Annotated in this window: 14 protein-coding genes; 8 read left to right on the forward strand and 6 right to left on the reverse strand. The window is 71.3% G+C overall.

Annotated features, from left to right (window positions below; translation table 11 throughout):
* Nucleotides 1-31 precede the first annotated feature (31 nt).
* Entirely contained in the window at nucleotides 32-517 is a 486-nt protein-coding gene (locus tag ACFYSC_RS24680) for a WYL domain-containing protein (RefSeq protein WP_362946682.1), read from the forward strand.
* Nucleotides 518-624: 107 nt separating this feature from the next.
* Here the strand turns inward: ACFYSC_RS24680 and ACFYSC_RS24685 are convergent, their stop codons facing one another.
* From ACFYSC_RS24685 to ACFYSC_RS24695, 3 genes are read right to left on the reverse strand one after another with little or no spacing between them, the layout of a single operon-like run.
* The gene (locus tag ACFYSC_RS24685; protein ID WP_389965988.1) at nucleotides 625-840 is read right to left on the reverse strand and encodes a zinc ribbon domain-containing protein; all 216 of its coding nucleotides are present in this window, start codon (nucleotides 838-840) and stop codon (nucleotides 625-627) included.
* 15 nt (nucleotides 841-855) lie between these two features.
* Nucleotides 856-1,677, reverse strand: coding sequence for a GNAT family N-acetyltransferase (locus ACFYSC_RS24690; RefSeq protein WP_389965992.1), 822 nt, complete (start codon nucleotides 1,675-1,677; stop codon nucleotides 856-858).
* Nucleotides 1,678-1,707: 30 nt separating this feature from the next.
* Nucleotides 1,708-2,217, reverse strand: coding sequence for an HNH endonuclease (locus tag ACFYSC_RS24695; protein ID WP_362946693.1), 510 nt, complete (start codon nucleotides 2,215-2,217; stop codon nucleotides 1,708-1,710).
* Nucleotides 2,218-2,553: 336 nt separating this feature from the next.
* Here ACFYSC_RS24695 and ACFYSC_RS24700 point away from each other — a divergent pair, with 336 nt between their 5' ends.
* From ACFYSC_RS24700 to ACFYSC_RS24710, 3 genes are all read left to right on the forward strand, one after another.
* Nucleotides 2,554-4,626, forward strand: a complete 2,073-nt coding sequence (locus ACFYSC_RS24700) for a prolyl oligopeptidase family protein (RefSeq protein ID WP_389965996.1) — start codon at nucleotides 2,554-2,556, stop codon at nucleotides 4,624-4,626.
* Between the two features lie 80 nt (nucleotides 4,627-4,706).
* On the forward strand, nucleotides 4,707-5,642 hold the full coding sequence (locus ACFYSC_RS24705; protein WP_389965999.1) for a helix-turn-helix domain-containing protein: 936 nt from the start codon (nucleotides 4,707-4,709) through the stop codon (nucleotides 5,640-5,642).
* The gene (locus tag ACFYSC_RS24710; protein WP_389966002.1) at nucleotides 5,608-5,955 is read left to right on the forward strand and encodes a VOC family protein; all 348 of its coding nucleotides are present in this window, start codon (nucleotides 5,608-5,610) and stop codon (nucleotides 5,953-5,955) included. The genes ACFYSC_RS24705 and ACFYSC_RS24710 overlap by 35 nt, the downstream gene beginning before the upstream one ends.
* 27 nt (nucleotides 5,956-5,982) lie before the next feature.
* On the opposite strand, the gene purU is transcribed toward ACFYSC_RS24710, so the two are convergent.
* The 3 genes from purU to ACFYSC_RS24725 all read right to left on the reverse strand — a co-directional run bounded on the left by purU (nucleotide 5,983) and on the right by ACFYSC_RS24725 (nucleotide 9,275).
* Nucleotides 5,983-6,837, reverse strand: coding sequence for a formyltetrahydrofolate deformylase (gene purU / locus ACFYSC_RS24715; RefSeq protein WP_362930316.1), 855 nt, complete (start codon nucleotides 6,835-6,837; stop codon nucleotides 5,983-5,985).
* A 384-nt stretch (nucleotides 6,838-7,221) separates the two neighbouring features.
* On the reverse strand, nucleotides 7,222-7,716 hold the full coding sequence (locus ACFYSC_RS24720; protein ID WP_362930314.1) for a GNAT family N-acetyltransferase: 495 nt from the start codon (nucleotides 7,714-7,716) through the stop codon (nucleotides 7,222-7,224).
* Nucleotides 7,713-9,275: an XRE family transcriptional regulator gene (locus tag ACFYSC_RS24725; protein ID WP_389966007.1), complete on the reverse strand. Its 1,563-nt coding sequence runs from the start codon at nucleotides 9,273-9,275 to the stop codon at nucleotides 7,713-7,715. The genes ACFYSC_RS24720 and ACFYSC_RS24725 overlap by 4 nt, the downstream gene beginning before the upstream one ends.
* Nucleotides 9,276-9,718: 443 nt before the next feature.
* Between ACFYSC_RS24725 and ACFYSC_RS24730 the strand changes: the two genes are divergently transcribed.
* The 4 genes from ACFYSC_RS24730 to ACFYSC_RS24745 all read left to right on the forward strand — a co-directional run bounded on the left by ACFYSC_RS24730 (nucleotide 9,719) and on the right by ACFYSC_RS24745 (nucleotide 13,387).
* On the forward strand, nucleotides 9,719-9,901 hold the full coding sequence (locus ACFYSC_RS24730) for a hypothetical protein (protein WP_362930310.1): 183 nt from the start codon (nucleotides 9,719-9,721) through the stop codon (nucleotides 9,899-9,901).
* A gap of 579 nt (nucleotides 9,902-10,480) precedes the next feature.
* Nucleotides 10,481-11,356: a mechanosensitive ion channel family protein gene (locus tag ACFYSC_RS24735; protein WP_389966010.1), complete on the forward strand. Its 876-nt coding sequence runs from the start codon at nucleotides 10,481-10,483 to the stop codon at nucleotides 11,354-11,356.
* Nucleotides 11,357-11,392: 36 nt separating this feature from the next.
* On the forward strand, nucleotides 11,393-11,791 hold the full coding sequence (locus tag ACFYSC_RS24740; RefSeq protein WP_362930306.1) for a globin: 399 nt from the start codon (nucleotides 11,393-11,395) through the stop codon (nucleotides 11,789-11,791).
* A 66-nt stretch (nucleotides 11,792-11,857) separates the two neighbouring features.
* Complete coding sequence (locus ACFYSC_RS24745; protein WP_389966014.1) at nucleotides 11,858-13,387, forward strand: alpha-amylase family glycosyl hydrolase; 1,530 nt, start codon at nucleotides 11,858-11,860, stop codon at nucleotides 13,385-13,387.
* Nucleotides 13,388-13,450: the final 63 nt, after the last annotated feature.

Raw genomic sequence — 13,450 nt, forward strand, 5'->3', positions numbered from 1 at the left:
AAATGTCGGTGTTCGGACGTACCATGGAGACATGGCAAACGTCACGAAGTCCCCGGCCAGCCCGCTGACGACCGCCGAAATCGCCGCCCTCGCCCTGTCCCTCGCCCATCTCGGCTCGGGCCCGCAGGCCACCGCCGCCCGCCTCGGCCTGCGCCACGCGTTCGAACAGCTGCACCTCGACGACGGGGTCGTCGCCGCCACGCTGGCGACCCTCACCGAACCGATGCCCGACGCGGTGGCCGACCGGGCCCGGACCATCGCGGGCGCCATCACCTCGCGCACGGTGATCCGCCTGCACTACCGGGACGTCTCGGGCCGGATCACCGTCCGCGAGGTCGATCCGGTGACGTGCATGGTCCACCGTGACCACTGGTACCTCGTGGGCATGTGCCGGCTGCGGCACGGCATCCGGGCCTTCCGGTTCGACCGGATCATCGCCACCGAGCCGACCTTCGCCCCCGCCCGGCCGCACCTGGCCACCGACTTCCTGCCGTTCCAGGGCAAGCGGGCGGCCTGACACCCGCCCGAGCCGTCCCGCGGGTCCCGCCCACGCCGGAACCCGCGGGAACGGCGCCCTGACACCGCCTGGGCGGTGTCAGGGCGCAACGGCGGAGCCGGAGGCGGCTACCCGCAGCAGCCGCCCCCGCAGCAGCCGCCCCCGCCCCCGGCGGGTCGGGGGGCGGTGCCACCGGACGCGCCGGTGACGGCGACCGTGGACAGCAGCCTGACGGTGTCGTCGTGTCCGCCCGGGCAGGAGGCGGGCTCGTCGGAGCGGGCCATCGGCCGGGAGATCTCGAAGGTGGAGCCGCAGGAGCGGCAGCGGAATTCATAGCGCGGCATGGCACACAAGCGTACTCACGCGAACGCGACGGAGGCGTAGTCGGCGACGGGGACGTACCCGATCGCCTGATAAATCGCATTGGACGTGGGGTTGGCCAGGTTCGTGAAGAGCAGCACCTCGGTGGCGCCTCCGGCGAGCGCCCCGGCCGTCGCGGCGTGGGCGACGGCCGTGCCGTACCCGCGGCCGCGGAAGGCGGGCGGCGTGTAGACGGGGCCGATCCTGGAGACGCCCGCGATGGGCGCGGAGACCCCGGCGAACGCGACCGGCTCGCCGTCCGCCTCCCACAGCACCAGTTCCTCCCGGGTGATCCTGCTGGCCACCAGCGGCCTCAGGTCGAACGCCACGGACTCGTGCTCCTCCTCCTGGAAGGCGACGTTCCAGGCGACGAGCAGGTCGAGGTCGGCGGCGCCGGCCGTACGGGCGGCGCCGCCGGCGGCGGGCGACGGCGCGCGGAGGGCGCCGATCCGGTAGAGACGCTCGGAGCGGCGCCCCGCCGCCGGCCGCCACCAGGCGGCGGCGAACGCCTCGACCGCCTCCTCGGGGCCCGAGACGCCGGGCACCCGCCGCTCCGCCTCGATGAGCCTGGTGGCCAGGTCTCGCACGGCGTCGGCGGGGACGTCGGGGAGCAGCAGGGGACGGGGCGGCGTCTGGCTCGCCGCCGCGACGACCTCGCCGCCGCGCTCCAGCCAGCCCAGCAGGAGGTCCTCGCCCCACAGTCCGGCGCGCATGGCGCGCAGGACCGTGAGCGGCATGGTGTTGCGGATCGGGTCGCGCAGCAGCAACGGCTCCGCCGCCCTGGCGTACTCCTCGATGTCCGAGGTGAACGTCCAGGTCATCCGGCCGTCACCCCGCGGACCGGCGGGCGCTCACGCCGCGTTCTCGGCGAGGTAGGGGGCCCACAGGGGGTCTCCGACGTTCTGCGCGCCGATCAGCCGCCAGTGGACGCCGCGCGGCACCACCGGGGCGACGCTGAGCGTCCACCCGATCTCCTCCAGCATCCGGTCGGCCTTGCGGTGGTTGCACGGCATGCACGAGGCCACGCAGTTCTCCCACGTGTGGGGGCCGCCCCGGGAGCGCGGGATCACATGGTCGATGGTCTCGGCCCGCTGGCCGCAGTAGGCGCAGCGGTAGTCGTCGCGGCGCATCAGCGCGGTCCGGGTCAGCGGGATCCGCGACCGGTACGGGATGCGGACGTACCGGCGCAGCCTGATCACCGAGGGCGCGTCGAGGGTACGGCTCGCCGAGCGGATCACGGCGCCCTGCCCGTCACGGTGCACGACGTCGGCCTTCTCCCGCAGCACGAGCACGACGGCCCGGTGCAGGGAGAGCGTGGTAAGGGGTTCGTAGGTGGCGTTCAAGAGCAGGACCTGGCGCATCAGCGGGCATCTCCCGCCGCACGCGTCCCCAGGGTCCCCAGGGTCGTCAGGTGATGGGGCACGCCGTGGCGCACCCCGACTGGCGGCCCCTCCTGAGGCCCGGATGTTTCCGTCACGATGACCTCCGCCGGACGGCCCAGCGGATGATCACCCCGGCGCCGTCCTTCACCAAGTTTGGCTTCTGCATCGTCGTTCCCGCCACCCATAAAAGGCTGGAGAGACGCCTGGTACGTTTTATGCCCGCATTACCAGTTTTTAACTCCTCCCCCGGCGCACCGGTTCCGCCCGGCGCGCTGGTGACGCCGGGACGCCGCCGGAGGTCGTAGGGTTCCTGCCATGACGCGACAGCCGTACCCTCCAGCCAGCCGTGACGACATCGTCGAGAACCTGCACGGCACCCCCGTCCCCGACCCCTACCGGTGGCTGGAGGACCCCGACGACCCGGCCACCCAGGGATGGCTGGCCGCGCAGGAGAAGCTGTTCGCGGCCGAGATGAGCGCCCTGCCCGGCCGTGAGGCGTTCAGGTCGCGGATCACCGAGCTGCTGCGGTCCGGCTCGGTGGGGGCTCCGGTCTGGCGCGGGAACCGGTCGTTCTTCACCCGCCGCACCCCCGACCAGGAGCACGCGGTGCTCTACACCGTCGATCCCGGCGGCGCCGAGCGGACGCTGTTCGACCCGATGGCGCTCGACCCGACCGGGCTCACCACCCTCGACTCCTGGCAGCCCGACAAGGAGGGCCGGCTGCTCGCCTACCAGATCTCGGTGGGCGGCGACGAGGAGTCCAGCCTCTACCTCATGGACGTCGCGACCGGAGAGCGGATCGAGGGGCCGATCGACCGGTGCCGCTACTCCCCGGTGGCCTGGCTGCCCGGAGGAGAGGCCTTCTACTACGTGCGCCGGCTCCCCTCCACGGAGGTCCCCGAAGGGGAGGAGCAGTTCCACCGCCGCGTCTACCTCCACCGGGTCGGCACCTCCACCGAGGACGACGTGCTGATCTTCGGCGAGGGGATGGAGAAGACCAACTACTACGGCGTGGCGGTGTCCCGCGACGGCCGCCGGCTGCAGATCTCCGCCTCCCGCGGCACCGCGCCGCGCAACGACCTGTGGGTGGCCGACCTGTCCGCCTCCTCCCCCGACTCACCCGAGCTGACCGTCGTCCAGGAGGGCGTGGACGCCCAGACCGCGCTGCACTTCGGCCGCGACGGCCTGCTGTACGTCTTCACCGACCGCGACGCGCCGCGCGGCCGGATCTGCGTGACCGACCCCTCGGAGCCCCTGGCCGAGCGGTGGCGCGACCTCATCCCGCAGGATCCCGAGGCTGTGCTGACCGACTACGCGATCCTCGACGACCTCGACCGCCCCGTCATGCTCGTCGGCTGGACCCGCCACGCGATCAGCGAGATCACCGTCCACGACCTGGCGACCGGCGAGCGCGTCGGAGAGGTGCCCACGCCCGGCCTGGGCACGATCGGCGGCATCACCGAGCGCCCCGAGGGCGGTCACGAGGCGTGGTTCGGCTACACCGACAACACCACCCCGCCGACCATCCAGCGCTACGACGCCCGCACCGGCGAGACCACGCTGTGGGCGGCCTCCCCCGGCGCCGTCGAGGTGCCCGCCGTCCACACCGAGCAGGTGACCTACCACTCGGCCGACGGCACCGAGGTCCACATGCTGGTGATCAGCAAGCCCGGCGCCGAGGGCCCGCGCCCGACCATCCTGTACGGCTACGGCGGCTTCGGCCTGTCGATGTCGCCGGGTTACTCGGCCTCCATCCTGGCGTGGGTCGAGGCGGGCGGCGCCTACGCCGTCGCCCAGCTCCGCGGCGGCGGCGAGGAGGGCGAGGAGTGGCACCGCGCGGGGATGCTCGCCAACAAGCAGAACGTCTTCGACGACCTGCACGCGGCGGCCGAGCACCTGATCGCCACCGGGATCACCACCCCGGACCGGCTCGGCATCTCCGGCGGCTCCAACGGCGGCCTGCTGGTCGGCGCGGCGCTCACCCAGCGCCCCGAGCTGTACGCCGCCGTCGTCTGCTCGGCCCCGCTGCTGGACATGGTCCGCTACGAGCTGTTCGGCCTCGGCGCCACCTGGAACGTCGAGTACGGCACGGCCGAGAAGCCCGACGAGTTCGCCTGGCTGCACGCCTACTCGCCGTACCACAACGTCCGGGAGGGCGTGTCCTACCCGGCGACGCTGTTCACCGTCTTCCAGTCGGACACCCGGGTCCACCCCCTGCACGCCTGGAAGACGTGCGCCGCCCTGCAGCACGCGCAGGCGGGCGACCGGCCGATCCTGCTGCGCAACGAGACCGAGGTGGGCCACGGCGCCCGCGCGGTGAGCAGGACCGTCGAGCTGGCCGCCGACCAGCTCACCTTCCTGGCCCGCCACACCGGTCTGGCCGTCTGACGCGGCTCCTCCCGGCCGGCGATCCGGGCCTCCCCGGCGGGGAGGCCCGGATCGCCGGCCGCCGTGGTTAGAGTGCGGTCGTGGAGGATGTCCCCGCCGACGGCCTCGGTGTCCTGGTGGGGCGGCCGAGTGCCGCCCCACGGTCCGGCGTCACCCGCATCCAGGCCTACACCGAGCGACGCGCCCGTCCCCTGATCCGGCGGCAGCCGCCGTTCGCCGGGGTGGTGCTGATCGTGGGGTGGGGGGCGCCGATCACCCTGACCGGCCCGGGCCCGGACGGCCCTCGGCGGCTCGTCTCCTTCGTCGGCGGCTTCCACGACGTCCCGGTCGACACCGTCACCGCCGGAGTCGCCGAGGGCGTTCAGGTCGATCTCACACCGCTGGGCGCCAGGAGACTGTTCGGGGTGCCGATGAGCGAACTGACGAACCGGGTGCTCCCGCTGGACGAGATGCTGGGGACATGGGCGGACACGATCGCCGAACGGCTGGCGGAGACGCCCGGCCGGGCCGCCCGTATCGCCCTCCTCGACGAGGCGCTCGCCCGGCGGATGCACGCCGCGCCAGCCGTCGACGCACGGGTCGGCCGAGCCTGGAGGCTCCTCAGTGCCACCGGCGGCACGATCTCCATCGCGGCCCTCGCCGGCGAGCTGGGGTGGAGCCACCGGCATCTGGTCTCCCGTTTCCGGGACCAGATCGGCCTCGCTCCGAAGACGGCCGCGCGTGTACTGCGATTCGAACGCGCCACGGCACGGCTGCGGACCGGGGCGCCCCCTGCGGAGGTGGCCGCGGCCTGCGGCTACTACGACCAGGCGCACATGAACCGTGACTTCAAAGTGATGGCCGGGGTCACCCCCGGAGTTCTCGCGGCGTCCCCGCCGGTCGTGGAACAGACCGGGATGGGAGGAGGCGGGTCAGATTCGTCCAAGACGGTGCGGCCCGGCACCGGAAGGCTGGTGGCAGCCACGCGAAAGGAAGAATCACATGAGAACGGTGTACCCGCTGGTCCGCTACCGTGACCCGGGCGAAGCCGCCGACTGGCTGGTGCGGGCCTTCGGATTCGGCGTCCACGAGATCTCCGAAGGAGACGGCGGGAGGGTCGAGCACGCCGAGCTGACCGCCGGAACCGGACTGATCATGATCGGGGCAGGCGAACCGGGCGGGCCGGGCGTCTACCTCGCGATCGACGACCCCGACGCCCACCACGCCAGGTCTCTTTCGGCCGGGGCGCGGATCACCATGGAACTGAACGACCAGCCCTACGGGTCGCGGGAGTACGCCTGCCGCGACCCGGAGGGGAACCACTGGTTCTTCGGGACCTACCGCCCCTGACCGGGCCGCGGCGGGCGACGGGCGGTCTCAGCGGGGGAAGACGATGGTCTTGTGGCCGTCGAGGAGGACCCGCTGCTCGCTGTGCCAGCGCACGGCGCGGGCGAGGACCTGGCACTCGACGTCGCGTCCGATGGCGGCCAGGTCGTCGGCGGAGTGGGTGTGGTTGACCCGCGCCACCTCCTGCTCGATGATCGGCCCCTCGTCGAGATCGGCGGTGACGTAGTGGGCGGTCGCGCCGATCAGCTTCACCCCGCGCGAGTGGGCCTGGTGGTACGGCTTGGCCCCCTTGAACGACGGCAGGAACGAGTGGTGGATGTTGATCACGTTGCCGGCGAGCTTGACGCAGAGGTCCTCCGACAGCACCTGCATGTAGCGGGCCAGCACCACCAGGTCGGCGCGGTAGTGGTCGACCAGCGCCAGCACCTCCGCCTCCTGCCGGGCCTTGGTCTCGGCGGTGACCGGCAGGTGGTGGTAGTCGATGCCGTACGACTGGGTCAGCGGACGCATGTCGGGGTGGTTGGAGACCACGGCGACGATCTCGATGTCGAGCAGGCCCGAGCGGGTCCGGTAGAGGAGGTCGTTGAGGCAGTGGCCGAACCTGCTGACCATGACCAGCACGCGCGGCTTGACGGCGGTGTCGCGCAGCTTGAGATCCATGCCGAACTCCGGGGCGAGCGCGGCGAGGGCGGTGCGCAGCTCGGCCTCGGGGATCGGTGAGGCGAACTGCACCCGGAGGAAGAACCGCCGGGCCACCGGATCGCCGAACTGCTGGCTCTCCAGGATGTTGCAGCCGTGCCCGGCCAGGAGACCGGAGACCGCGGCCACCACCCCGGGGCGGTCCGGGCAGGACAGGGTCAGCACGAACTCCGCCGCCGGGCTCATCGGCTCCGCCCGCCCGCCCGGCTCGCGCCGGCTCCGTCGACTCGCTCGCTCATGTTTCATCCCTGGAGGTCAGACCGTGAAGGTCGGATCGTACCGGTGCCACCATGCAGGGTACGACCCCTCCAGGGCCTGCGGGGGCCGATCGGGGGCCTCCGCGCGCCTTTCGCCGGCGCCGAACCCGCGCCACTGCCGATGACGGTGACGGCGGGCCGGCTGCCTCAACCCTCGTGGATGGCGCTGGCCGTGCCACTCAGCCGGACGGTGCCGGGCTTGTGGACAATGATCTTCTTCACCGTACCTCCAGGGAAAGGGACCACAGGTACGAGAAGCGAGTATTCCGGTACGGCATCACGAGGCAAACATCAAATGCCGAAAGGGTTTGAATTATCGTTGATTCAACAAAGGTGATACGACTTCAACCAGCTCTTTTTCGCCATAAATCACCACACATCCCCCGCGTTCCTCTCGGCTGATCTCCCGCCAGCCGTACTTCCGGTACAGCTCGATCGCGGCGGGCTGGTTCAGCGTGGTGTCGCCGCGGAGCCGCGTGTAACCGAGCACGATCGCCCGCGCCTCCAGCTCCGCGACGATCCCGGCGCCGAATCCGCGCCGCTGGAATTCCGGATGCACCCGGATACGGCACATCTCGGCGGTCCGGTCGTCGATGCGGCGGAGCCCGCCCATGGCGACCACCCGTCCGCCGTCGACCTCCCCGACCAGGAACTCCCCCCGGTCCGCCAGGTAGATCTCGTGGATCCGCGGGAAGTCGTCCTCGTAGTAGACGCCGTCCCCCGGGGCGAGACCGACCTGCGCGAGGCAGATCTGGTGCAGCGCCCACACGGATTCGAGATCGGACCAGCGGTAACGCCGTACCCTCATGTGACCTCGCCCGTGATCGGGGCCGTCACCGAGGCGGTGCGCACCGCCTCCAGATACTCCTTGAGGCCGGGGTGGCCCGGGGCCCGGGTCTCGACCGCCTTGGCGACCTCGTAGGCCCGCTGCATCAGGATGTCGGGCCTGCAGCCTTCCTTCAGGCCCGACAGCGCCGTCGTGGCGATCTCCAACGCCTCCTCGACCTCACCCTCCAGCAGCCGGCACTTGGCCCGGTCGAGCTTGATGATCGTCGGGTCGAGCCAGTCGGTCGGGCCGTACTTGGTGAGCGCCTGCTCCAGGATGAGGTCGGCCTCGATCGGCTGGCCCAGCCTGACGAGGGCGTCGCCCTGGTGGAAGTAGAGCTGGCGCTCGGTGTAGCCGAAGGTGGAGTCGTCCTGCTCGGAGGCGGTCATCTGGGAGAACGCCGCCCTGGCCCGCGACAGCGCCCGCTTGGCCTGGTCCACCACGTCCTTCTTGCCCCCGCCCGCCATCATCGCGAGCGCGCGGGCCTCGAAGACCGGAGCCATGGCCTGGGCCGCGCACGGCGTCTGCCCCGCCAGGTCCCGGCTCTTGCGCGCGAGGTTCAGCGCCTCACGCGGATCCCCGTAGTACAGCGGCACCAGCGCCTCCCGGGCGATGACCCAGGCTCGCAGAGCCCGGTCACCGGTGTCGTCGGCGGCCGTCCGGCCCGTCCGGAAGAAGGATCGGGCCATCCTGTGGTCGCCCAGGTTGACCATGATCATGCCGCTGAGTCCGGCGAGCTGGGCCGCCATGCGGCACAGCCTTTCCTGCAGGTCGACCGGTTGCCGATGCTCCATGGCCTTGCGGACGGCGCTGAACTCCAGCAGCACGTCGCACAGCAGGCGCAGCGGCGGTGTGTTCATGTACTGCCGTCCGAAGCCGAGCGTGGCTTCCTCCCACTGGTCGAGCATCGCGGGCGAGACGGTGGCCGAGACCAGGGTCTCGTCCATCCTCCTGCGCACGTTCTCGACCGATCCGAGCAACTGGCCGTCCAGCGTCACGCCGGCGCCGGCCAGGAGCTGTAAAAGCGTCCTCCGTAGCACGTTCTCGTCCTCCTCGCCCCCGTTCGCGGAGGGGTCGCCGCCAGCCGGGCGGTTCAGCGGCTCGCGCGTACCGGGGAAAGTGTCGGGTCTTCTGTTCTGGGGATCGCTCCCGGCCACCACGGGCGCCTTGTGGTCGTGGCCGCAGATGCACGGACCGTCGTAGCCGAGAGAGGCCGGTTCGACCCGGTAGGCGGAGCACAGGTAGTGGAGGTACTCGGGACCGGGCCGCTTGAGCCCGCTCTCGTACGCGGACAGGAGCGTCTCGCCGATCCCCGGCGCCGCCTTGCCGTCGCGTTCGAACAGCGCCCGTATCTGCTCGATCACGTCGGCCAGCGCGACGCCGTGGGCGAGGCGGTGTCCCTTGATGCGGGTGGTCCCGAACTGCGGGCCGCACCTGTCGTAGATCTCCTCGGCGATCTGGGCGGGGACCTGCCCCGCCGCCAGGCCACGGGCCCGGATCTGCCGCGCTAATTCCGTCTCCCTGTGCTGCCTGCCGGACATTCCGGCCCCTCTCTGACGACCAGCCGGGCTGACTGGCGCACTTGACCGGTCCTCACCAGATGACACAGCGTGACTCTCACGTCGCACTGCGCCTACCGAGAATAATGACCCACGCTTGAGTTATTCGGAACGTACAGATGAAGCCATTGGCTAAGGATCGTCCTCCGCCGGACTGTTTCTTTCAACCTGCTTGGGAGAAGGCATATCCCGATCTTGTTTTTCCCACGTTGACCCTTCACGACTGGTGAGTCATCTTTGGCCAACCAGCGCCGATTCGCACAGCTAGGCGAACCGGATTCGGTGCGGTATCGACCGGAAAACGAGGAGGGGACGAGGTGGGGGAAGACGACTTCGGACACCTAGAGCGATTGGTGTCAGAACTTGACTCCCGAGGACTACACGCACGATTGGTGCGTACCCGATCGGGTCGCCCCTTTGTCCGCGTGATCAACCCGAACGCGACCAGCCTGGCGGAGAACGTCACCTGCCGGGCGCAGCCGGCCACGAGCCCCTTCCCCCCGGACGTGTACTACTGGTGGTCCTGGGGAGAGCGGATGCACACGGTCGAGGATCCCGCCGGTGCGGCGACCAAGGTCGCACGAGTGCTCGCCGCGGTGGGGGAGTGACACCGGCGGCGGGCGGGGACGGGGTCGCAGCCGTCCGCGTCCGCCGCGCCCACCGCGGTCCGACGGGGGCGGCGGGGTGATCCGGTGCGGAGCGTCCTCGGACGCTGGGCACCCCGCCGACCTCCCCGAAATCCGCCGTGAAGGAGAGACCGGCGCCCCCTTCCGCCGCGTCCCCTCCCACGGCGTCCACGAAGCCACCGCCCGGATCCGTCCGGGCGGAGGCCGGAGGGATCCCTCCCGGGAACGGCACGGGACACGCTTCCGGGTGCGTGCCCCGGCCGGGCCGTCCGCCACCGGGCCGTCTCCGGATCCGCCCCCGCGGCCCCGGTCCGGGCGTCCCCGTCTTCCCCGGCGCGATGTGACGGCGGCCGGATCGGTCGGCAATATGGACTGGCAACGCGAGTTGCCCGTTTCGCCTACCGACCCGATCCGGGAGGGATCCACTCCGTGTTCCTGCTCGCCCCCGCCCCCACTCCCACTCCGGCGCCCACCGACGTGCCAGGAGTGGAACAACTTCTCGACATGAGTGCGGGCCTTACCAAGGGATGTGAGAACGGTGGAGGGCTAATCTGCAGTCTCATGCAGTCCGTCCTGCCCGCCGCCTGGGCGCCCGCGGTCGCCGGCGCGATCGCCATCGTTCTCGTCGTGCTCGTCGCACTGATCACCCGGAACGTCGCCAACCGCCTGATCACCCGGGTGGTGCGCCGCGCCTCCGCCTCCAACGGCGGCTCGATCGCCGGCCGGTTGCGCGGCAAGCAGAACATCCCGCTGGAGGGTCTCGACGCGGTCGCCGCCGAGCGGCGCCGGCAGCGGGCGGAGACCATCGGCTCGGTGCTGCGGTCGGTCGCCTCGGTCGTCATCCTCGGCACCGCCGTGCTGACCGTCCTGGACCGGCTGTCGGTCCCCATCGCGCCCCTGCTCACCAGCGTCGGCATCGTCGGCGTGGCCGTGGGCTTCGGCGCCCAGGAACTCGTCAAGGATTTCATCGCCGGCATGTTCATGCTCCTGGAGGACCAGTACGGCGTGGGCGACGTGATCGACGCGGGCGCCGCCGCCGGCACCGTCGAGGCGGTCACCCTGCGCATCACCCGGCTGCGCGACAGCGACGGCCGGGTCTGGTACATCCGCAACGGCACCATCGTCCGGATCGGCAACGAGTCGCAGGGGTGGGCCCGCGCCGTCGTGGACGTCCCGGTGGCCTACGCCTCCGACATCCCCGCGGTCCGGGAGCTGCTCCAGCAGGTGGTCGACGACATGTGGGGCGACCCCGCCTACCGCGACGTCATCCTGGTCGAGGAGCCGCAGGTCTGGGGCATCGAGCAGATCTCCGACACCGCGATCGTCTTCCGGATCAGCGCCAAGACGATCCCCTCCCGGCAGTCCGAGATCGCCCGCGAGCTCCGCCTCCGGGTCAAGTCGGCCCTGGATCGCGCGGCCATCACGATCGCCGGCTGACGCCGTCCGGGTCCGGCGTCGCTTAGGCTTGGAGCCGTGTCCGCTATCCCCGAGGAACCACAGTCCTTCTACGACGCCGTCGGCGGCGAGGAGACCTTCCGCCGTCTCGTCCACCGCTTCTACGAAGGCGTCGTGAAAGACCCGCTGCTGTGGCCGCTCTACCCCGAAGAGGACCTCGCCGGGGCCGAGGACCGGCTCACCCTCTTCCTGATGCAGTACTGGGGCGGCCCGAACACCTACAGCGCGCAGCGCGGCCACCCGCGGCTGCGGATGCGGCACAACCCGTTCGTCATCGGCCCGGCCGAACGCGACGCCTGGCTGCGGCACATGCACGACGCGGTGGTCTCGCTGGAGCTCCCCGAGGAGGCGGAGAAGCGCCTGTGGGACTACCTGGTGTACGCCGCCCACAGCATGGTCAACGCGCCGGGCGTCTGACCGACGGGGTGGTAACGGCAGGGTCTCCGACGCATAAACCGCATCGGGCCAGGGCAATCCAAGCACATGGAAATCCCCTGGTGGCGTGATGCCGTCGTCTACGAGATCTATGTTCGCAGCTTCGCCGACGCTTCAGGAGACGGCGTCGGCGATCTGCCCGGCATAAGGCAGCGTCTTCCCTACCTCGCCGAGCTCGGCGTGGACGCGATCTGGCTGACCCCCTTCTACCCCTCCCCCATGGCCGACGGCGGCTACGACGTCGCCGACTACCGTGACGTCGACCCGCTGTTCGGCACCCTGGCCGACTTCGACGCGCTCGTGAGCGACGCGCACGCGCTGGGACTGCGGGTGATCGTCGACATCGTGCCCAACCACAGCTCCTCCGAGCACCCCTGGTTCAGGGCGGCGCTGCGAGGTGAGGGCCGGGACCGCTACGTCTTCCGCGACGGCGGGGACGAGCCGCCCAACAACTGGCAGTCGACCTTCAGCGGCCCCGCGTGGACGAAGACCCCCGACGGGCAGTGGTACCTCCACCTGTTCGCGCCGGAGCAGCCCGACTTCAACTGGCGCCACCCCGACGTGCACGCCGAGTTCCTCGACGTGCTGAGGTTCTGGCTGGACCGCGGGGTGGACGGGTTCCGGATCGATGTGGCGATGGGCCTCTACAAGGCCGACGGCCTGCCCGACCTGCCCCCCGAGGACCAGGCGTTCCGGTCCGAGTCGCCGATCTGGGGGCGCCCCGAGGTGCACGAGGTGTACCGGGAGTGGCGCAAGGTCCTCGACTCCTACCCCGGGGAGCGGATGGCGATCGGCGAGGTATGGACCGACTCCGCCGAGGACCTCGCCCTGTACCTGCGTCCCGACGAGCTGCACCAGAGCTTCAACTTCGCCTGGCTGGAGGCGCCGTGGTCGGCCACGGCGTTCCGGAAGGTCATCGACGACACCCTGGCCGCGGTGACCGCTCCGACGTGGGTGCTGTCCAACCACGACGTGGTCCGCCACGTCACCCGGTACGGCGAGGGTCTGGCGAACTCCACGGCCGGCCTGGCCCGCGCCAGGGCCGCCCTGCTCGCCATGCTGGCCCTGCCGGGGTCGGCATATCTGTACCAGGGGGAGGAACTCGGACTCCCCGAGGTCAAGGATCTTCCCCCGGAGGTGCGCCAGGACCCCGTCTTCCGCCGCTCCGAGGGTTCGCTGCCGGGCCGGGACGGGTGCCGGGTGCCACTGCCCTGGTCGGGTACGGCCGCGCCGTACGGCTTCTCACCCGACGGGGCGGGGGCGTGGCTGCCGCAGCCGGGCGACTGGGCCGCGCTGACCGCCGAACGGCAGACCGCCGACCCGGGATCGACCCTGCACTTCTACAAGGAGGCGCTGCGCGCCCGGCGCGAGCTGCGCGGCGCCCTGCCCGGCGGGATCACCTGGCTCGACTCCCCCGAGGACGCCCTCGTCTTCACCCGCGGCCCGCTGACGTGCGTCCTCAACTGCGGCACCGAGCCGGTGCCGCTTCCCCCGCACGAGCACGTGCTGATCGGCAGCGCGCCGGTGGACGGCTATCTGCTCCCCCCGGACACCGCCGCCTGGCTGCACACGCCCTGACCCGGCGGGCGGCCGGGCCCGGACGCGTGAAGCCACCCGGGCACGCGAGGCCGTCTCGCCGTA

This window comes from Streptosporangium sp. NPDC004379, assembly GCF_042873875.1.
Lineage (GTDB): Bacteria > Actinomycetota > Actinomycetes > Streptosporangiales > Streptosporangiaceae > Streptosporangium.